This is a genomic window from Rhodococcus sp. WS1, from assembly GCF_003797745.1.
Lineage (GTDB): Bacteria > Actinomycetota > Actinomycetes > Mycobacteriales > Mycobacteriaceae > Rhodococcus_F > Rhodococcus_F erythropolis.
This window is the reverse complement of sequence record NZ_RKLZ01000001.1, coordinates 1,106,201-1,125,072: the sequence shown is the minus strand read 5'-3', so window position 1 is coordinate 1,125,072 and position 18,872 is coordinate 1,106,201. Positions and strand designations below refer to the sequence as shown.

Annotated in this window: 15 protein-coding genes; 5 read left to right on the top strand and 10 right to left on the bottom strand. The window is 62.7% G+C overall.

The genetic code is table 11. From position 1 onward, the window contains the following. Positions 1 to 6: 6 nt before the first annotated feature. The 3 genes from EEB12_RS05170 to EEB12_RS05160 form a co-directional block, all read right to left on the bottom strand. On the bottom strand, positions 7 to 891 hold the full coding sequence (locus EEB12_RS05170; protein ID WP_029537905.1) for an aldo/keto reductase: 885 nt from the start codon (positions 889 to 891) through the stop codon (positions 7 to 9). A gap of 100 nt (positions 892 to 991) precedes the next feature. Continuing rightward, entirely contained in the window at positions 992 to 1,528 is a 537-nt protein-coding gene (locus EEB12_RS05165) for a hypothetical protein (RefSeq protein WP_019747719.1), read from the bottom strand. A 17-nt stretch (positions 1,529 to 1,545) separates the two neighbouring features. Further along, the gene (locus EEB12_RS05160) at positions 1,546 to 2,487 is read right to left on the bottom strand and encodes an oxygenase MpaB family protein (RefSeq protein WP_019747720.1); all 942 of its coding nucleotides are present in this window, start codon (positions 2,485 to 2,487) and stop codon (positions 1,546 to 1,548) included. A gap of 87 nt (positions 2,488 to 2,574) precedes the next feature. Between EEB12_RS05160 and EEB12_RS05155 the strand changes: the two genes are divergently transcribed. Beyond that, positions 2,575 to 3,144, top strand: a complete 570-nt coding sequence (locus tag EEB12_RS05155) for a TetR/AcrR family transcriptional regulator (RefSeq protein WP_019747721.1) — start codon at positions 2,575 to 2,577, stop codon at positions 3,142 to 3,144. Here the strand turns inward: EEB12_RS05155 and EEB12_RS05150 are convergent. After that, positions 3,131 to 3,922: a DNA-formamidopyrimidine glycosylase family protein gene (locus EEB12_RS05150; protein WP_141487473.1), complete on the bottom strand. Its 792-nt coding sequence runs from the start codon at positions 3,920 to 3,922 to the stop codon at positions 3,131 to 3,133. The genes EEB12_RS05155 and EEB12_RS05150 overlap by 14 nt on opposite strands. A gap of 48 nt (positions 3,923 to 3,970) precedes the next feature. After that, positions 3,971 to 8,518: an ATP-dependent helicase gene (locus tag EEB12_RS05145; protein ID WP_141487472.1), complete on the bottom strand. Its 4,548-nt coding sequence runs from the start codon at positions 8,516 to 8,518 to the stop codon at positions 3,971 to 3,973. 106 nt (positions 8,519 to 8,624) lie between these two features. Here EEB12_RS05145 and EEB12_RS05140 point away from each other — a divergent pair, with 106 nt between their 5' ends. Then, on the top strand, positions 8,625 to 9,956 hold the full coding sequence (locus tag EEB12_RS05140) for an anaerobic C4-dicarboxylate transporter family protein (RefSeq protein ID WP_020907057.1): 1,332 nt from the start codon (positions 8,625 to 8,627) through the stop codon (positions 9,954 to 9,956). A 37-nt stretch (positions 9,957 to 9,993) separates the two neighbouring features. Here EEB12_RS05140 and EEB12_RS05135 read toward each other — a convergent pair whose 3' ends face one another. Genes EEB12_RS05135 through EEB12_RS05125 form a run of 3 tightly spaced genes read right to left on the bottom strand, consistent with a single transcriptional unit; the run spans position 9,994 to position 12,745 of the window. Continuing rightward, complete coding sequence (locus EEB12_RS05135; protein WP_020907058.1) at positions 9,994 to 11,085, bottom strand: N-formylglutamate amidohydrolase; 1,092 nt, start codon at positions 11,083 to 11,085, stop codon at positions 9,994 to 9,996. Positions 11,086 to 11,119: 34 nt separating this feature from the next. Beyond that, positions 11,120 to 12,124 carry an acyl-CoA dehydrogenase family protein gene (locus tag EEB12_RS05130; protein WP_020907059.1) on the bottom strand — a complete coding sequence of 335 codons (1,005 nt, stop codon included), beginning with the start codon at positions 12,122 to 12,124 and terminating at the stop codon, positions 11,120 to 11,122. Between the two features lie 57 nt (positions 12,125 to 12,181). After that, entirely contained in the window at positions 12,182 to 12,745 is a 564-nt protein-coding gene (locus tag EEB12_RS05125; protein WP_003940980.1) for a helix-turn-helix domain-containing protein, read from the bottom strand. A 134-nt stretch (positions 12,746 to 12,879) separates the two neighbouring features. Here EEB12_RS05125 and EEB12_RS05120 point away from each other — a divergent pair, with 134 nt between their 5' ends. From EEB12_RS05120 to EEB12_RS05110, 3 genes are read left to right on the top strand one after another with little or no spacing between them, the layout of a single operon-like run. Further along, the gene (locus tag EEB12_RS05120; RefSeq protein WP_029255021.1) at positions 12,880 to 14,271 is read left to right on the top strand and encodes a uracil-xanthine permease family protein; all 1,392 of its coding nucleotides are present in this window, start codon (positions 12,880 to 12,882) and stop codon (positions 14,269 to 14,271) included. Further along, entirely contained in the window at positions 14,252 to 15,316 is a 1,065-nt protein-coding gene (locus EEB12_RS05115; RefSeq protein ID WP_070796160.1) for an isopenicillin N synthase family dioxygenase, read from the top strand. Before EEB12_RS05120 ends, EEB12_RS05115 begins: the two co-directional genes overlap by 20 nt. Beyond that, positions 15,313 to 16,098: an alpha/beta fold hydrolase gene (locus EEB12_RS05110; protein ID WP_031333145.1), complete on the top strand. Its 786-nt coding sequence runs from the start codon at positions 15,313 to 15,315 to the stop codon at positions 16,096 to 16,098. The genes EEB12_RS05115 and EEB12_RS05110 overlap by 4 nt, the downstream gene beginning before the upstream one ends. On the opposite strand, the gene EEB12_RS05105 is transcribed toward EEB12_RS05110, so the two are convergent. Both EEB12_RS05105 and EEB12_RS05100 read right to left on the bottom strand, forming a co-directional pair. Next, entirely contained in the window at positions 16,049 to 17,554 is a 1,506-nt protein-coding gene (locus EEB12_RS05105; RefSeq protein ID WP_021343689.1) for an aldehyde dehydrogenase family protein, read from the bottom strand. The two genes, EEB12_RS05110 and EEB12_RS05105, sit on opposite strands and share 50 nt — an antisense overlap. After that, positions 17,551 to 18,867 (bottom strand): VOC family protein, encoded by a 1,317-nt coding sequence (locus EEB12_RS05100; RefSeq protein ID WP_141487471.1) that lies wholly within the window; start codon positions 18,865 to 18,867, stop codon positions 17,551 to 17,553. The genes EEB12_RS05105 and EEB12_RS05100 overlap by 4 nt, the downstream gene beginning before the upstream one ends. Positions 18,868 to 18,872: the final 5 nt, after the last annotated feature.

Genomic DNA, 18,872 nt, shown 5'->3' with positions numbered 1-18,872 from the left:
GGTTTTTCACGCTTCGGGGATCTCGATTCCGAACTTCTCGCGAGTGATGACCTCGGGTTCGGGACCACCGCGAACTCCGGTGTCGAGTGCGTCGATTGCGGAGAGTTCTTCGGCGGTGAGTTCGAAGTCGAACACGTCGAAGTTCTCCGCAATGCGTGAGGGAGTCACCGACTTGGGGATCACCTGGCGGCCCTGCTGGAGGTGCCAGCGGAGCATCACCTGTGCGGGAGACTTGCCGTGAGAGGAAGCGATAGCACCGATGGTGGCGTCCTCGAGGGTTGAGCCGTGAGAGCCGTCGCGATAGAACGTGATTCCGCCGATCGGTGACCATGCCTGAGACAGAATGCCGTGATCGGCGTCGGCCTCGAGCAAGGTCGACTGCCTGAAGTATGGATGGACCTCGATCTGGTTGACCGCCGGCACTACGGACGTTGCGTCCAATAGTCGGGTGAGGTGATCCGGCATGAAGTTACTGACTCCGATGGCACGAACCTTGCCGTCTGCGAGAAGTGTTTCCAGGGCCTTGTATGCGTCGATGGTGCGCTCGAACTCGCTCGGCAACGCCTGGTGAAGGATGAGGAGGTCAAGTTGCTCGACTCCGAGTTTGCCTGCGCTCTTGTCGAAGGCGTGCAAGGTCTCGTCGTATCCGTAGTCGGTGATCCAGACTTTCGTTTCGACGAAGATCTCACCGCGATCGAGACCGGATCGCCGGATCGCCTCGCCGACACCCTTCTCGTTGCCGTAGGCCGCAGCCGTATCGATATGGCGATAACCCACCGAAAGCGCGGACTCGACTGCGGCGACAGTTTCGTCCGGCGGGGTCTGGTAGACGCCGAAGCCCAGCGCGGGGATGTCGACGCCGTTGTTCAGTTTCAGGCTCGGGATGCTCATGTCGTCCACGGTAGCGGCGGCCACTGGTTCGGTGGGAGTGACTGCTCAGCCGGGTAACGGCAGTACCCCTTCAGGCCTGGCAATTTGCACTTGTGGCTCGTCAATGAGTGAGCACTATCTTCAAGCCGACTATGAGGGTGGCGACGGCAGCGAGGCCGAAGGCTGCCAGATGTGTGTTCGTGCTGACTTTCTCGCCGTGAAGACGGCTGATCACGTAACTGGTGGATCCGATGCGCAGGATCAAGACGATTTCCGCGATCAACTGCGCCGTCCGTGGTTCCAGGAAGTTGAACCACGCCGTCGCGAGAATGGCGACAGGAACAACCGCGGAGGTGAGGATCGGGACAGAATCGCGCAGCGAGTCGATTCTCTCCGCGGTGGTGAGACGGCGGTCGTTGCGAATGCTCTCGCCGACGCTCTCGGCAAATGTGTGGGCGATGTACGTCGACAATGCCGTGCCGACCACAATCGCGGCGCCCAGTGATTCCTGAGATTTCGTCACCGGGACGAGTGCGGCGAGGACAAGAATGTTGCCGTAGATGTACGCGGTGGTTCTCGCCGCCACACGTTCTTGTCCCAGCGGCGCACCGTGAGACGTGATCGGCCGGTTCAGCAGTGTTCGCAGGTCCCACTCCATGTTCAGAGCATGGCAGATCAGACCCTCGGGCTGTAGTGCATCGGATTATCTCGCTGCTCGAGCGGCGGTAGATTGCGCGCCGGTGTGTGGACCAGTGGTGCCCCGGCGGGAATTCTGCCGCTGGCTCGGTCCCATCCCGCGCGAGCGCGCGGTTGATACCGGTATCGCCACGGCACCAGGCGGAAGACGGCGTTGACGGTGCGGCCGACAGCGTTGTGAATTTTCTGATCGCGACTGGTCCACGAGTAGCCGAGAAGGTCGCGAACCGGTTGGTCGTACATGCCCACTGTCAGCCACACGAATCCGCGGGCGAGGGGAATCCGCGTGAGCCGCCACAACGGATCGGGTAGCCACGTCATGTACGGGGGCTTTCCCAGCCCCGACAAATCCAAGACGTCGCGGGTCGCTTTGTTGTCTTCGAGTACGTTGCGGCACATGTGGTCCCAATACTCCTGAAATGCCTCCCAGGTTTCGGGAACCGGCCGCATGCTCATCCCGTACAGGCGGTACCACTGAATGTGCTCGGTGAAGAGTTGTCGTTTCTGGGCCTCGGTCAGGCCACCGGAGAAGTTCTCGGCGGTGACGATGGTGCCCATGAAGAATGTCGCGTGCGCCCAGTAGAAGGTGTCGGGATCAAGTGCGTGGTACCGGCGTCCCAGCTTGTCGATGCCCTTGATCCGTGTGTGATAGCCACGGACTTCTTCGGCTGTCTGCTGCGCGCGATCGCCGTCGAAGACGACGCCGGCAATGGGATACAGCGAGCGGTACAGCCGTTCCCAGCGCTCGTCGAAGAACTGCGAGTGCTCCTCGACCCCGGCGCCGAGACCAGGGTGCATGTTTTGCATCGAACCTGCCCAGACACCTTGGAGCATCCCGCGCCAGTCGCCGAAATACTTCCAGGTCAGGGAATCCGGACCGAGGGGAACCGGGGTGCTGCTGTCGCCAAGTTGACTACGCATGTTGTCAGATTAGGATCGACAACAGCGGTAGTCAAGGATCGAATACCGGGTGCATTGAAGAACAAGTGTCGGCGAAGTGGGGAAGTTGTGAGCATCGAAGAACGCAGGGCCACTCGAAAGGCGACGTTGTTCGACGTCGGAGTGACACTGCTCGGTGCGGTCGACGGTCCGGCCGTCAACGTGCGAGCGGTCTGCAAGGCCGCTGGTCTGACCGAGCGGTACTTCTACGAGAGCTTCACCGATCGCGATCAGTACGTTGTCGCGGTCCACACGTTTGTCGCCGAGCGCGCGCAGTCGGCGCTCGCGACGGCAGTGGAGTCCGAGACGACATCCGAGGCAGTCGCCACCGCTGCGGTCGACGCTTTCGTCAAGCTGATGGTCGACGACCCGGCAATGGGGCGAGTGCTTCTGATCGCTCCGCTCTCGGAGCCGGTGCTGAGCGGACGCGGTATCGAATCGATGCCGGCGTTCGTGGACCTGGTGTACGACCAGTTGTCCGAGATTGCTGATCCGGTGGACAAGCAGCTGGTGGCAGTCGGGCTGGTCGGGGCGTTGTTCACACTGTTCATCGGTTATCTGGACGGCTCGATCGTCGTCGAGCGCGAGCGATTTGTGCGCCATTGCGTCCGGCTGCTGATCAACGCTAACCAGGCGTGAACGGCTGGCACGCGGGGCAGAAGAAGATATTTCGCTCGGTGAGCTGATCCGGTCCGAGGGTGTCTTCTCTGATGCGGGTTCCACATCGGCGGCAAGGTTTTCCGCGTCTGCCGTACACCCACGTTTGCCTACCTGGGCGGGTGTCACCGGTGGTGACCCGGATGCGACGCGACTTGTTGACGTTGATGGTGCGGAATGACAGATCCACAATCGCGTCGAGGTTCCCGGCGCGGTGTGTCGGCGTCTTCGGGTGAATGCCTCGTAGGAAGCAGATCTCGTTGCGGTACACGTTGCCCAGTCCGGCCATCACGCGCTGATCCAGGAGCGCGATTCCGATCGGTACGGAGTCTGCAGCGCGAAGATTCTCGACGGCCACGGAACTGTCCCAATCGGTCCCGAGCAGGTCCGGTCCGAGGTGCCCGACGGCCTCCTGTTCCTGCCCCAGTTCGAGGATCTCGGTGACTCCCAGTGAAAAGCCCACTGCTACAGAGTCTTCGGTGGCCAAGATTATGCGCGCTTGATGGGCGGGTCTGCGCCAGCGCTCGCCGGGGCGATAAATCTGCCACTGACCCTCCATCTTCAGATGCGTGTGAATTGACGCTTCGCCCACGCGGATCAGCAGATGCTTTCCGCGGCTGGCGACGGAATCCACACGATGTCCCGATAAATCGACGGTGGCATAGCGAGGAACGCGGACATCGCAGGTGGTGAGTACCTTCTCGGCCAGGGCAGCGCGCAAATCGTTGGCGGCCCGCCACACGGTATCGCCCTCAGGCATGGTCGCCGCTCCAGCACTTCACGATCGCAACCATCATGACCTCAATCCTCATGACCTCAACCGAAATCCGCGAGGGGTGGCCGCGAAGCCGGCTTCGACCAGGACGGGAGCAAAATCGTTGCCGTGGATGGTCTCTCCGTCGACCTTCTCCACTACCAACTTGTCGACAGCGCGAGAAGTCACCTTCTGGGCAAGCGACAGCGCTGCCAGGCGCAAAGTTCCGCCGTCGTCGGTGAATGTCAGGATGGTGCGACCGCCGCGCTCGACGAACAGAACCAACTCGCCCTCCACCAGAACGACCAGTGCTCCCGCCTTACGTCCGGGTCGGTGTCCGGGTGACTCTTCGCCCCCCGACGCCGGCCACGGCAGTGCGGCGCCGTATGGATTGGCCGGGTCGCACGCCGCGAGAGTGACTGCAGCCGAGGAGGTGTGGCGCCCCTCGATGGAATCACCGAACGTGCGCAAGCGGTCGACCACGGGAGGCGTCGAGAATTGAGCGCCGCCCAGGGTGTCCACGAAGTATCCGCGTCGAGCGCGCCCGTTGTCCTCGAACGTGCTCAGTACCTTGTAGATCAACGCGAAACCGCCCGGCACGTTCTCGCTCATCACAGAACCGCGGGTTACGACGCCGTACCGTTCGAGCAGCAGATCAGCCGTGGCGTGCGCCCGGATAGTGGGGTCAGGTTCGATACCTGGCAGCTGGAACCACCGACCGGAGGCGGTTGCCGGTCCCGTGCGAGCCGGGGTTGAAGTGCGCGCCATTCCGCGGTACGGACGGGCACGAGGAACACGTCGAGGCGATCGGTGACTTGTGGTGGTTCTGGTGGTGTCCGAGAGAAGTGCGCGCAGCGGTGCGACGGTGTCGTTACCGATGTGTCCGAGCCACACCAACTCCCACAGTGCCGTCGTCACCGCACTGTCGACCGTGCCTGCAGCCGACTCCGTAGTTTGCAACGCGTCGACCAACTGGCGGAAGAAGTAGGCACCGCCGCCGGACAGCAGGTCGAGGATGCGCTTCTGCAACTCCGAGACGTCGGTGTCGGCGGGCGAATTGAGCGTGATCGGTGCCAGGTCGGCGGGGTGCAGCACTACCCACCCGTCTTTGCCGGAGATTGCTCCGGATCCGGACCACAGGACTTCGCCCGTCGAGGTGAGTTCGTCCAACATCGCGGGGGAGTAGTCGGCGACTCGGCTCGGCAGGATCAACGATTCGAGAGCGGACGCCGGAATCGGAACGCCGGCAAGTTGATCGACTACCGTTGCAACACCGTCGATTCCGCGCAGCGTGCCGCCCACATGCTGCCAACCGGGAAGGAAACGTCCGAGCGTTGCGGTACTGACCGGCTCGACCTCTTGCCGTGCCGCGGCGAGCGAGCGACGCCGCAAGCGGCGCAGGACTTCGGCGTCGCACCATTCGCTCCCAGTTGCAGACGGGCGGAATTCTCCTTCGAGAACACGCTTTTCGAGCGCGAGCCGACCGAGAACGTCACGCGCGACGGATACTCCGATACCGAAGCGTGCAGCCGCATCCGTGAGAGTGAATGGTCCGTGGGTGCGTGCGTATCGGCTCAGGAGGTCGTCGAGTGGCTGATCGACCGGCTCGATGAACGCGGCCGGAACCCCGATGGGTAGGGGAACGCCGAGTCCATCGCGAAGGCGCGCTGCATCTTCGACGACGGTCCACCAGCTCTCGCCCGCATAGGAGACGTGGAGGGCACGTTTGTCTGCGACCAACTTGTCGAGCCACGAGACCGGATCTTCGAGACAGCGTTCGGTGACTTCTTCGGTGGTCAGCGGGCCGAGCATGCGGAGGAGGTCGGCGACGCCCTCGAGGTCCTTGGCCTTGCGGTCCGGAGCGAGCCGTTGCAGTTCACGTTCTGCCTGCTCGATCACTCCGGCGTCGAGCAGTTCGCGCAGTTCGACGCGGCCGAGGAGTTCGGCCAACAGCGTGGAGTCCAACGACAGTGCGGCGGCGCGTCGCTCGGCCAGGGGGCTGTCGCCCTCGTACATGAACGCGCCCACGTAGTTGAACAGGAGCGCACTTGCGAACGGTGAAGGCGAGGGCGTCTCCACTTCGACTATTCGAATCTGGCGCCGTTCGATCTTGCCGAACAATTCCTTCAGTGCCGGCAGGTCGTAGACGTCCTGCAAGCACTCACGCACGGTCTCGAGCAGGATCGGGAATGTCGGGAACTTGCGAGCGACGTCCAGCAGTTGCGCCGACCGCTGACGTTGCTGCCACAGTGGAGCACGCTTGCCGGGATTGCGGCGTGGGAGAAGCAGTGCGCGGGCGGCACATTCGCGGAATCGGGAGGCGAACAATGCCGAGCCACCCACCTCCTGGGTGACCAGATCTTCGATGTCCTCGACGTCGAAGGTGAACAGTTCGGCGCCGGGAGGTTCGTTCTCGGTGTCGGGGAGACGGATGATGATGCCGTCGTCGGAGGCCGTCGGACTGGAATCGACGCCGTATCGTTCCTGCAAGCGGGCCCCGATGGCGAGGGCCCACGGTGCGTGAACCCGTTGGCCGTACGGGGAATGCAGCACCAGACGCCAATCGCCGAGTTCGTCGCGGAAGCGCTCGACAACCAATGTTCGATCCGACGGGACCTGCCCGGTGGCATTCTTCTGCTCACCGACGAGTTGGATCAGATTGGTTGTGGCGTTGTGATCGAGCCCGCCCACGCGACAACGCTCGACGACGTCGGCTTCGTTACCCAGCGCGGTCTCTCGAACGAATTGTCCCAACGCCTGTCCGAGTTCGGCGGGGCGACCGAGTCCGTCGCCGTGCCAGAAGGGCAAACGACCGGGCATGCCGTAGGCGGGGCTGACCAGAACCCGATCGAAGGTGATCTCCTCGATCCGCCAACTGGTGGCGCCGAGCGCAAAGACGTCGCCGACCCGGGATTCGTAGACCATTTCTTCGTCGAGTTCGCCGACCCTTGATGCTTTCTCACCGACCATGTAGACCGTGAAGAGGCCGCGGTCGGGGATGGCGCCGCCGGAAGTGACTGCCAAGCGCTGCGAACCCGGGCGGCCCGTCAGAGTGTTGGACTCGCGATCCCAGACCAGGCGCGGACGTAATTCGGCGAACTCGTCCGAGGGGTACCGCCCGGCGAGCAGATCCAGAGTCGACTCGTAGGCCGAACGGGGAAGCGTTGCAAAGGAACCGCTTCGGCGCACCGTCTCGAACCAGTCGTCGACGTCGATCGGCTCGAGTGCAGTGGCCGCAACAGTTTGCTGGGCAAGGATGTCGAGGGGATTGGCGGGAACGGCCATCGCCTCGATCTTGCCTTCGACCATGCGCTCGACCGTCACCGCGCAGTGAATCAGGTCGGTGCGATGTTTGGGGAAGACGACGCCTCGTGAGATCTCGCCGACCTGGTGGCCGGCGCGACCGACACGTTGCAGGCCGCTGGCTACCGAAGGTGGCGCCTCCACCTGGATGACCAAGTCGACGGCGCCCATGTCGATTCCGAGTTCGAGACTGCTGGTGGCGACGACGCATCGCAATCGACCCGATTTGAGATCGTCTTCGATGAGGGCTCGCTGGTCTTTGCTGACCGATCCGTGGTGGGCGCGAGCAAGGAGGGGTTCTGCGCCGTAGTTGACCTCGGTGGGAGCTCCGATCTGCGCGGGCGGGCGAGGTGTCTTCTCGACGGCCAGACCGATGCGTTCTGCATGAATCTCGTTGAGCCTGGCCGTCAATCGTTCGGCGAGGCGACGAGAGTTGGCGAACACGATGGACGATCGGTGATCGAGCACGAGGTCGACGATCTGTTCCTCGACGTGTGGCCAGATCGAACCGGCTTGCGGGGTGGGAGATTCGGAACCGTCGGCGGGCGTCGCGATACCCAATTCGGTCATGTCCTCGACGGGGACACGGACCGTGAGGTCGAAGGTCTTGGCGGCAGGCGGTGCCACGATTCGGATCGGTGCCGAACCGGCGAGGAACCGCCCGATCTCCTCGTGGGGACGGACAGTGGCCGACAATCCGATGCGTTGCGCCGGACGCTCGAGCAAGCCGTCCAGACGTTCCAGAGAGAGCGCAAGGTGCGAGCCGCGCTTGGTACCCGCCACCGCGTGAACCTCGTCGACGATCACGGTGTCGACGCCGACCAGTGTTTCCCGGGCAGCGGAGGTGAGCATGAGGAACAACGACTCCGGCGTCGTGATCAGGATGTCCGGAGGACGCTTGATCAACGAGCGCCGATCGGCCTGTGACGTATCGCCGGAACGAACACCGACGGTGATCTCGGGCGGGGTGAGGCCCAGACGTTTCGCAGTCTGTGTGATGCCGACCAGCGGCGCGCGAAGGTTCCGTTCGACGTCCACGCCCAGCGCTTTGAGTGGCGAAATGTAGAGGACTTTGGTGGCGCGTTCGCCTTCGTCCTTCGCGGCGAGTTGATCGAGAGCCCACAGGAACGCCGACAATGTCTTGCCGGAGCCGGTTGGTGCGACGACAAGTGTGTGAGAGCCACTTGCGATGGATTCCCAGGCACCGAGCTGCGCAGCAGTCGGAGCGCTGAACGCGCCACCGAACCACTCGCGTGTGGCGGGCGAGAACCTACCGAGGACATTGGTCACGACCACCATATTGCCCCTTCCCACCGACAGCGTGTTCGTGCCCGCAGCCGAAGTGCAGAGCATACTATTTGCCCTGTTATAGCGATTCTCTTGTTATCGAGAAGGCGAGTGCCTGATGGAAGCAGTCAAGATTGTCCTCGAGCTGGCGGTAGTGCTCGGGGCGATTGTCATGGGTACCAGATCGAGCGGTGTCGCTCTCGGTCTGTGGGGCGGCGCAGGTGTTGCCGTCCTCGTGTTCGTCTTCGGAGAGGACGTCGGCAGTCCGCCGGTCGACGCTCTCCTCATCGTCCTGTCCGTTGTCCTCGCGTCGTCGATGATGCAGGCGGCCGGTGGTATCGACTGGATGGTCACCATCGCGGCCAAGTTGATCGAATCTCGCCCGAAACAGATCACGCTGATCGCGCCGTTGGTGTCATTCCTGTTCTCGGTCGGTGCCGGTACGTCCAACATCCTCTACCCGCTGCTCCCCGTCATCTACGACGTCTCGTACAAGAACGGTGTGCGGCCGTCACGGCCGCTGTCGCTGTCGGTTGTCTCGACCGGTGTGGCGCTGGCGTGTAGTCCGGTGTCCGCGGCGATGGCGGCGATGGTCACGCTGACCGACGTGCCGCCTTACGATTTCGAACTCATCGACATCATCAAGATCACCTTCCCGGCCGCTGTCGTCGGCATCGTCCTCTCCTCCATCGCGGTCAACAGGCTCGGTAAGGATCTCGACGACGACCCGGACATACAGGCGAAGATGAAGTCGGGCGAATTGGCCGGACCTGGTGCAGCGTCCAAGACCGAACTCGTCTCGACGAAGACCGGACGAAACGCGGCACTGATCTTCCTGGCCGGCGTTCTGGCCATCGTGATCTTCGGCCTGTTCAAGGGAATTCGCCCCGAAGCCGCCGACGGTTCCCCGATGGGGATGACACCGATCATCGAAATGCTGATGTTCGTCGTGGGTACGTTGATCCTGCTGGTGTGCCGCCCGAACGTTGCCGACGTGCCCTCGTCGACGGTGTTCCGTGCCGGCATGGTCTCGGCCATCGCGCTGTTCGGTCTGGCATGGCTGACGGACACGTTCATCAGTGCACATTCGGAGCTGATCACGAGCACCGTCGGCGACTGGGTCAACGCCGCGCCATGGATCTTCGCGCTCGGTGTCTTCCTGGTCTGTGTCCTGACGACCAGCCAGTCGACCGCGACGAGGACCATCGTGCCGATCGGTCTCGCTGCCGGGATTGCACCCGGCCTGGTGAGCGGCATGTGGGCCGGAGCGTTTGCCGGTGTCTATCTGTTGCCGACAAACGGTTCGCAGATCGCAGCTGCGAACTTCGACCTCTCGGGCAGCACGAAGCTCGGCTCCAAGCTCGTCGACCACTCGTTCTTCCTGCCGACCATCATCTTGGCCGTCACGACGATTGCGGCCGGCGCGGTGTTCGGAGTGGTGCTCGGTTGAGTGATACCGCTGAGTCAGCCTGAGTGATATCGCTGAGTCAGCTGTTGCGGTAGTGGTCCCAGCTCGCCTTGCACGCGTGGGCGAGCTGGTCCACCCGTTCGGCGTCGGGTGTAGGCCAGTCGAGGCCGGGTTTCATGATGTATGCGGCCAGTTCGTTCCCCAGTAGGAATTCTCGTTTGAATTCGGCCTGAACCGCACTCAACGTGATCCCGGCTTCGGCGGCGCGGGCGCTCAATTCGGCGAATCTGGCTCCGGCTCGGATGATTTCGAAACTGCCGAGGTACGGCTGATTGAGAGCGACGGCATCTGGATCGTCGACCTGAAATCCCTTGCGATGTGAGACCGCAAGTGTGCGAATGAGCTCCGGATCCATCGTCACGGGATTGTCGCCGCGTCGATTGCCGTGGTGGTCGCCACGATTGGAGAGTGCGACGACGTCGGGGAGTCGATCTGCTTCCGGCCGTTCGACATTGACGGCGCCGTCCCGCCGGGTGGTGTGGTTCATCGTGTCGTGGAACGACAACGTCGTGAACGATCGACCGAGTTCGAAGCTCTTCTCCACCATGCCTTCGATCAGTGCGTCGCGAGTTCTTTCGTAGACACCCAAACCGTGTTCGGCTGTCTCGGTGAAGGTCTCGGCGAGGTTCTTCCAGCCCGCGTCGTCGGTCGGCTCGAGCAACAGGGGGTAGAACGAGAACGTGACAGGGCGAACTGCGTCGACGCCGGTGAGGTCTGCTTTGTTGCCTGCACCGGCCTTGTGGACGCGGGCGAAGGCTTCGCGCAGTGACGCTTCCAGGTTTTCGGGCTTCGCACGGTTGGGATCGCGAATCATGCGAGGGTGCGGATTCTCCACGTACACGATGCGCGAATCTATTTCGGCCCAACGGCGCACGATGGGACTGGTGGACATGTCGGTGAAGTCGAATTGCAGCCGCTGTGTGAACTCGGGTGCGAGAAAACGTGAGAGTTCTGCTGGAATCGCGGAACCCGAGTGTGGGCAACTGACAAGAAGGTCGGCTTCGGCGATGGCGTCGTCGAGACTGCGGGAGTCGCGATCGGCATAGAACGTCAGGTCCTCCGGCGTGAACACGGTTCCGGCCGGGATGAGTACTGGTTCTCCACTGGTCATGAGCCCCAGCGTAATCGAGTGCAACCGTGCAGACTCAGTATCCGCTGAGTCGTTCCACGAGAGCTGTCTTGATCTCCGGTCGACCAGCCGCGACAAGAGTGAAGGTGGCTTCTCGCATGAGCCGCTCGGGGGTGTTGCTGCCGACGAGGGCGCGGCTTCCGGTCGCAGTGACGAGCGCGGCCGATGCTCGTATCGCAAGTTCCGATGCGCGGGCGCGTGCGGCCGACATGTCGCCGCCGCCGCGCAGTGCTGCATCGAGATCGGCGCGCGCCCGGGCGGCTTGTTCTTCGAACGCGTCGGCGTCGACTCCCAGATCCGCGAGTTCGGTCACGGCGCGGCGGGTGATGCCCATGGCCATCGCGCCATTGAGCCACAAGCCGGGGAGTTGGGTGCTCTGGAACTGTTCGTCGCTGACGACAGCACAGACGTCGGTATCGGGAATTTCGAAAGCGTCGAACACGATTCGGACGGTGTTGCTCCCGCGCGCCGCGATCAGTGGAAGCTCCTCGATCGTCAGACCCGGGGCCTCGCCCACCGGTACGACGGAATGAACGATGGAATTGTCGAACTCGTCGCGCGCCGACACCAAGAGAACATCGACGATGCCCCAACCGGTGACGAAGGGTGCGATCCCGTCGAGGACGTAGCCGTCGTTCACCCGCTTCGCCCACAGGAGCGGTGGGCGGGGGATGGCGCCGGCATAGGCAACCCCACCGCGAATCGTGCCGGAAACCAGACCGTCCCAGTATTGTTCGCGCAGAGACGTATTGGTACTCGCTGCCAGGGCTCCGACGACGCCGTGATGCTGCATCCAGGTGAACGTCGTCGCGAGGCAACCGCCGCACAAGGTTTCGAGGACCTCGACCAGTTCTTCGCTGCTGGGGCCACCCTCACCGAGGGCGGCGATGCCGTAGAAGCCGTCGGCGGCGAGCGCGTCGAAATGGCTGCTGGGGATTTCTCCGTCGGCGTCGACGCTGTCGGCGACGGGAAACAGAACGGTATCGGCGATCTCACGCGCAAGTTCCGGCCACTTGGTCACGCTGTCAGGGTAAGCCGTGAGCCGGGGTTGTGGTGTGGAACTGCAGCGGTGGCGTATCTAGAAGGACGGCGGTGAACTCACGATGAGGAATCTCGCAACTGCAGCGGTGCGATTGAACCACCGATGCGGGATGGTCGAGGTGTAGAGGAGGGTATCGCCGACATGAAGAACGTGATGCTCGTCCAGCCCGACCTCGACCTCGACAGATCCTTCGAGAACATGAATGAATTCTTCGCCGGCATGCTCGGTGTGCTCACCTGCCTCGGAGTGAGGTGCTGCCGTGATCTCGTTGGGTTCCATGGTCCGTGAACCGGTCGAGCAGAATCGGATCACCGAATCGTGTGCCAGTTCGAAGGTTCGCCCCTCGCCGGCGCGGACGAGGCTGGACGGGGTTCGCTCGCCCTGTGCCAAGAGTGAGTGCGCCGTGGTGCCGAGAGATTGCGCGAGGCGATGAAGGTTCATGACGCTGGGTACTGCGTGCCCGTTTTCGGTTTGGCTCAGGAATGGCTGCGACAACCCTGACTTCACGGCAACCTCACGCAACGTCAAACCGGCTTCTTTTCTCGCTGTCCGCACGGCTGCCCCGATTGCGGTCGCTATCGCTCTCTGGTCGTCGTCCATGTGCCGAAGATAGCAGTGCTCTGGTGAAAGTTTTGATTACACAGACGAAACAAATTCGACCACGGTAAGAAATTATCGACGTGCTGAATAGTCCCGTACACGAAACACTTCCAGCTTCGGACGGAGATCGGCGCATGGCCATCCATCCAGTCGACCAGCGGCTCCCCATTGCCCGCCAGTCTGCTTTTGCTCTTCAGCACGTCCTCATCATGTACACCGGTTGCATCACGGTTCCGCTGGTATTCGGTGCCGCAGTCGGGCTGGACCGCAGCACGGTCGCGATGCTGATCAGTGCGGACTTGCTCGTTGCAGGCATCATCACGATCATTCAGAGCCTGGGCGTCGGCAAGGTTGCCGGTGTCCGCCTGCCGATCGTCTGCGGTGCGACGTTCGCCGGGCTGACGCCGATGATTCTGATCGCCAAGGAGTACGGCCTGCAGGCCGTGTACGGGTCCATGCTGGTCGGTGGCGTGGTCGGCATAGCGTTGGCCGTCCCGTTCGCCAAAATCGTCCGATACTTCCCACCCCTGGTCACCGGCGTCGTCCTCACAGTCATCGGCATCTCGTTGATCGGTGTCGCGGGAGGACTGATCGTCGGAAACGACCCGACCTCCCCGTCGTTCGCCGATCCGAAGAATCTGGCGCTGGCTGCCGCAGTCGTTGTGGTCGCGGTGGCGTTCATCTGCCTCGGTCGCGGGATGTGGACGCAACTCGGTGTACTGATGGCACTGGTGATCGGTACCGTGATCGCCATCCCGATGGGTCTGATCGATCTGAGTGGCGTCGGCGGCTCGGCCTGGGTGGGCTTCCCGATGCCGTTCCACTTCGGCGCTCCGGAGTTTCCCGTCACCGCCGTGGTGGCGATGAGTATCGTCATGGCAGTCGTCTTCGCAGAATCGACGGCGAGCATGCTGGCGGTCAGCGAGATCACCGGAAAGCCTTTGAAAAAAGCAGATCTCGCACGCGGGCTGGTGGCCGACGGCATGTCGGGAGTTCTGGGCGGAATCTTCAATGCCTTTGTCGACACCGTTTTCTCGCAGAATGTCGGCGCCGTTGCCACGACCCGGGTGTACAGCCGGTACGTGACCGCTACCAGCGGTGCCATTCTGATCGTCCTCGGCCTCATCCCGCGAATGGGTGAAGTAGTTGCAGCCCTGCCTGATCCGGTGGTCGGCGGCGTCGGAATCATCTTGTTCTCCACTGTCGCCGTGGTCGGAATCAACACACTGCGCAAGGTCGATCTCAGTGACCCGATCAACACCACGATCGCTGCTGTATCCGTCGGAATCGGTATTCTGCCGGAATTTGCGGAGGGGATGTTCGAGCGATTCCCCTCCTCGGCTCAGATCCTCCTCGGTAGCGGCATCACCTTGGCTGCGGCCTCTGCCTTTTCACTCAATCTGCTGTTCAATCACACCCGACTCGGTGAACTCGCGAGGCGATCGCGAGAGAGCCTCCATGCCACTGCAAAATCTGAACCCGCCACCAGCTCTGCAGGAGACGCCAGTGTCACAGTCCCAGTCTGATCCCTTCGAAGTTCCCGTCATCGACATCTCGCCCTACGTGCTCGGTGGTGCCGACCAGGACAAGGCGCGAGTGGCCGCCGAAGTCGACCATGCCTGTCGGACTGTCGGTTTCATCCAGATTCGGGGCCACGGTGTTCCGACCGATGTTTCTTCCGGCCTCGCCGAAGCCATGGACGACTTCTTCGGACTGCCGATGGAGACGAAGTCGGGCTACCGAATCGAGGGCGCGAATCGTGGGTACAGCCCGCCCAAGAGCGAGTCGCTGAGCTTGAGCCTCGGCGTCGAATCCGCGACTCGGATGAATGACTTCTTCGAGGCCTTCAACGTCGGAACCGAAGCCAGATCATTCACCGAACTCGAACTGTCGGAGGATGATTACGGAATCAATCTGTGGCCCGCAGTGCCAGGTTTCACGGAACGAGTGGAGAATTACTATGCCCATGGCGAGCGGGTGGCACGCACACTGACCACCATTTTCGAAGATGCGCTCGGTCTGACCCCAGGATTCTTCGAGTCGATCACCGATCATTCCATCGACGTACTGCGGATGAACAACTACGCATTACCCGAAGGGACGGTGACATTGGACGGTGAGTTGAAGGGTATGGGCGAACATACCGATTTCGGGCTGGTCACCGTGCTGTGGGCGGATCAGGTCGAAGGTTTGCAAGTACTCGGGAGCGACCGACGCTGGCACGATGTCTGGCCGGTCGACGGCGCGCTACTGGTCAATCTCGGGGATCTCACCGCGCGACTGACCAACGACAGGTGGATGTCCACGCTGCACCGAGTTGCGCCTCCGGTGGTGAACGGCACCATCAAGCGTCGGCGATCGGCGGCCTTCTTCCACGACGGAAACGTCGACGCGGTGATTGCGACTCTGCCGAGTTTTCAGGACGACTCCGGCTTGGAGTACGAATCCATTACCGTTCGCGATCACATCAAGGCCAAATTGGCCGGGTCGAGGCAGGGAAAGTCCAACGCCGCCGCAGGTCGTGAGGCGGCTCGGGTACTTTCGGCTGCAGAGCTCGAGATCAAGCAGTGAGTGCACGGAACATCGTCCTCATCCACGGAGCGTGGGCCGGCGGTTGGGTCTGGGATCGTGTGTGTGGCCCACTGACATCGGCCGGCTTCAATCCCGTTGTGGTGGAGCTTCCAGGCTCGGGAAGTTGGAACCCCGACGACGTGATCGATCTCGACGTAGTTGCCGAACATGTTGTGGCAGTCGTCGAGTCCCTGGACGGGCAGTGCACCCTCGTCGGTCACTCCGGCGGAGGCATCGTGGCCTCGCAGGTGGCTGAGTTACTGCCTTCGCGGGTAGCGGGTCTTGTTTACGTCGCGGGGATGATGCTTCCATCGCAGATGGACTTCGGGATGCTCTGCATCGAAGTCGGTCTGGCAAGTCCGGTCGGGATCTCACGTTGGTTGGTCCCCGTGGACGACGGGAATGCGACGGTGGTTCCGCCCGAAGCCGGTGCCGCTGTGTTCTTCCACGAAGCGCCGGTGGCTGATGCGATCTTCGCCGCCCGCATGCTCGTTCCACAACTGGAGTCGGCCCGCCTGATGGCACCCGTCTGGACGGAAGAACGATTCGGAACCGTCCCGCGTTTGTATGTCGAATGCACGCTCGATCGAACCGTGCCGATCGAAGCTCAACGTGCCATGCAAAAACTTGTTCCCGGTGCCCAGGTGGTCAGCCTGGACACCGACCACGCCCCGCAGTTGTCGACGCTCCCGGAGTTGATCGAAGCGATCGCCGATTTTGCCCAGAACGCGTTCAGCCGAACTCGACGCCTTGAGCCAGCGGCAACTGGTCCGAGTAGTTGACGGTATTGGTGGCTCGGCGCATGTAGGCCTTCCATGAATCCGAACCCGATTCGCGTCCGCCGCCCGTCTCCTTCTCGCCGCCGAATGCGCCGCCGATCTCCGCACCGGACGTTCCGATGTTCACGTTCGCGATGCCGCAATCGGAGCCGTCGGCGGCGAGGAAGCGCTCTGCTTCTCGCTGATCGAGTGTGAAGATCGAGGATGAAAGTCCTTGAGGTACACCGTTGTGCAGCGCAATAGCGTCGTCGAAGTCGGTGTAGGTCAAGACATAGAGGATGGGTGCAAATGTTTCCGCCCGTACCACCTCGGTCTGTGCGGGCATGCGAACGAGAGCAGGTGTCACGTAGAACCCGGATTCGCCGACGCGATCACCGCCACACACCACGGTTCCGCCGTCGCCGCGCGCGGCCGAGAGGGACTTCTGCATTGCCTCGTACGCGGCTTCGTTGATCAGCGGTCCGACCAGAACACCGGAATCGAAGGGACTACCGACCTGGAGTTGCGCGTACGCGGACGCAATGCGATCGACGACGTTGTCGGCGATCGACTCGTGAACGATGAGTCGGCGCAGTGAGGTGCAGCGCTGCCCGGCAGTTCCCGCGGCGGAGAAGACAATTCCGCGCACGGCAAGCTCGAGATCCGCCGACGGCGTGACGACTGCGGCGTTGTTCCCACCCAACTCCAGAAGACTTCGTCCGAAGCGCGCGGCGACCCGCGGAGCCACGGCGCGGCCCATCCGCACAGAACCCGTGGCGCTGACCAAGGCCACGAGTGGGTTGTCCACCAGCGCCTCACCGACGTCACGTCCGCCGACGACCAACTGGTGCACGTCGATCGGTGCTTCACAATCCGCGAGCGCACGCCGCAGGAGCGCATGACATGCCAGAGCGGTCAACGGAGTGGTTTCCGAAGGCTTCCAGACGACGGAGTCGCCGCAGACCAGAGCAATGGCGGTATTCCACGACCACACCGCTACCGGAAAGTTGAACGCAGAGATGACCCCGACAACGCCGAGCGGGTGCCACGTTTCCGACAACCGGTGGCCGGGACGTTCGGACGGCATGGTGCGCCCGTAGAGCTGCCTGGAGAGACCGACCGCGAACTCGCAGATGTCGATCATCTCCTGTACCTCGCCTAGAGCTTCCGAGGTGACCTTGCCTGCCTCCAGCGTCACGATCTCCGCGAGATCCTCCTTGTGCTCGGTAAGTAGGCTGCCCAGCCGCCGCACCACCGCGCCGCGCGCCGGAGCGGGGACGGTGCGCCAGGTGAGGAACGCTCGATGAGCCGCCTCGACGGCGTCGTCGACCTCTCGGCCGGAGTGCTGCCGGACCGTACGCAGCTGTGTGCCGGTGATCGGCGTGTGTGCGCTCAGATCACCGGCGGGCCACTCGACGCCACAGGCAGCGAGGGCTCTCTCGGCGCGATCGGCGAGGCTCGAAGGATCAGGCAGGTTCACGGGGAGTCCTCTGTGTTTGAAGGCGGGAGTGTTTGTAGGCGGGAGTGGTTGTTGGCGGGAGAAAGCAGGGCACGTGATGCCTCTTGTTGTGCGCGGTACAGCTCGAACGGATCTTCGATGGTGCGGTCGAGGGCGCCCTCCAATCGATCCTGCCCGTATTCGGCGCCGGGCGCATCGGAAACGAATCCGGTCACGGAATCGAGATTGGACGCGAAGATCCCGGCCGCGGACGCCGGTAGGAAGTCCTCGTAGACGATCGGGTCGCGGACGACAACAGTTCCTTCGTTTCGGAACGTGAAGTACGCCAACCCCGCGTCGTCGAGTCCGTCCTCGGTGTGCGGAAATTCGCTGTCCCAGTCGGCGTCCGCGGGCTTTGCGATCAGTCGGTCGTAGATTGCACGCCCGCTGGGGGTCAACGCGATTCCGCGTGCCTCGACCTCGCCGAATCTGACGCGGACAGGTTCTGTGGTGACCGATCCGTCCGGCCGCCGAAAACGTCTGTCTTCGGCGAGTGCGCGAAACGACGTCTGCCGCAGAAGCAGTGGCGGTCCATTCCATCTCGGTGGGCCTTGGATGCGGTCGATCATGGTGATGCCGCGCTCGGTCATTCGGCGGTACAACTCGTCGATGTCGAGCACTCGCGGGGTGAGGTGGTTGACATGTGTCGAGCCCTGGCCGGCGATGTCTGCGGCAACAGGTGAGATCGCGGCAAGTTCGCGATACCAACCGGCGTCGATGGGATCGGTGCCGAGCCGAAACGCCGAGGTCGCCGCTTCGACGAATTGTGTCGCCTCGGGCTCCGGTAGGCCGCGCTCGCGGTTCGCTTGCCGTGCCCACTGCAGAAGTTCTGGAGAGAACAGGGTGCGGCGACGCAGGAACCCGGTGATCCGACGCGCGAGGTCGGTGTCGAAGAACCTGGAATCGGAGCCGGTCAGTACCGAAGTGAAAACACGGAACGGGTTCCGGGCGAGTTCGGCAGGTTCGGTGGGGCGAAACGCCGTCGAGACAACGGGAATGGGGGAGTCGGTGAGCCGGAGGTCGTAGTAGCCGACCGGAAACATACCGAATCCGCCGAAGACGGTGGCTACGTCACGTAGTTCGTCGAGAGTCCCCAGTCTGATGGCGCCGTGACGCTCGGCGCTGACTCTCGCCAGGCTGCCCAGGCGCTCCGCCGAATCCGGATGTTCGGCGGCAAAATCACGGTTCACCTGCATCGTTACATCTACCAAGGTGTTGTAAGCAGGGACCTCGTCGCCATACATCTTGGCGAGGGCCGCTGCGAACCGTGCACGTAGCTCCCAGGTTTCAACCATACGAA

What these genes read in the sequence shown, in the direction of transcription:
- EEB12_RS05170 (WP_029537905.1), bottom strand. Translation starts at nt 891, where the DNA reads ATGAGCATCCCGAGCCTGAAACTGAACAACGGCGTCGACATCCCCGCG.
- EEB12_RS05165 (WP_019747719.1), bottom strand. Translation starts at nt 1,528, where the DNA reads ATGGAGTGGGACCTGCGAACACTGCTGAACCGGCCGATCACGTCTCAC.
- EEB12_RS05160 (WP_019747720.1), bottom strand. Translation starts at nt 2,487, where the DNA reads ATGCGTAGTCAACTTGGCGACAGCAGCACCCCGGTTCCCCTCGGTCCG.
- EEB12_RS05150 (WP_141487473.1), bottom strand. Translation starts at nt 3,922, where the DNA reads ATGCCTGAGGGCGATACCGTGTGGCGGGCCGCCAACGATTTGCGCGCT.
- EEB12_RS05145 (WP_141487472.1), bottom strand. Translation starts at nt 8,518, where the DNA reads ATGGTGGTCGTGACCAATGTCCTCGGTAGGTTCTCGCCCGCCACACGC.
- EEB12_RS05140 (WP_020907057.1), top strand. Translation starts at nt 8,625, where the DNA reads ATGGAAGCAGTCAAGATTGTCCTCGAGCTGGCGGTAGTGCTCGGGGCG.
- EEB12_RS05135 (WP_020907058.1), bottom strand. Translation starts at nt 11,085, where the DNA reads ATGACCAGTGGAGAACCAGTACTCATCCCGGCCGGAACCGTGTTCACG.
- EEB12_RS05125 (WP_003940980.1), bottom strand. Translation starts at nt 12,745, where the DNA reads ATGGACGACGACCAGAGAGCGATAGCGACCGCAATCGGGGCAGCCGTG.
- EEB12_RS05120 (WP_029255021.1), top strand. Translation starts at nt 12,880, where the DNA reads ATGGCCATCCATCCAGTCGACCAGCGGCTCCCCATTGCCCGCCAGTCT.
- EEB12_RS05100 (WP_141487471.1), bottom strand. Translation starts at nt 18,867, where the DNA reads ATGGTTGAAACCTGGGAGCTACGTGCACGGTTCGCAGCGGCCCTCGCC.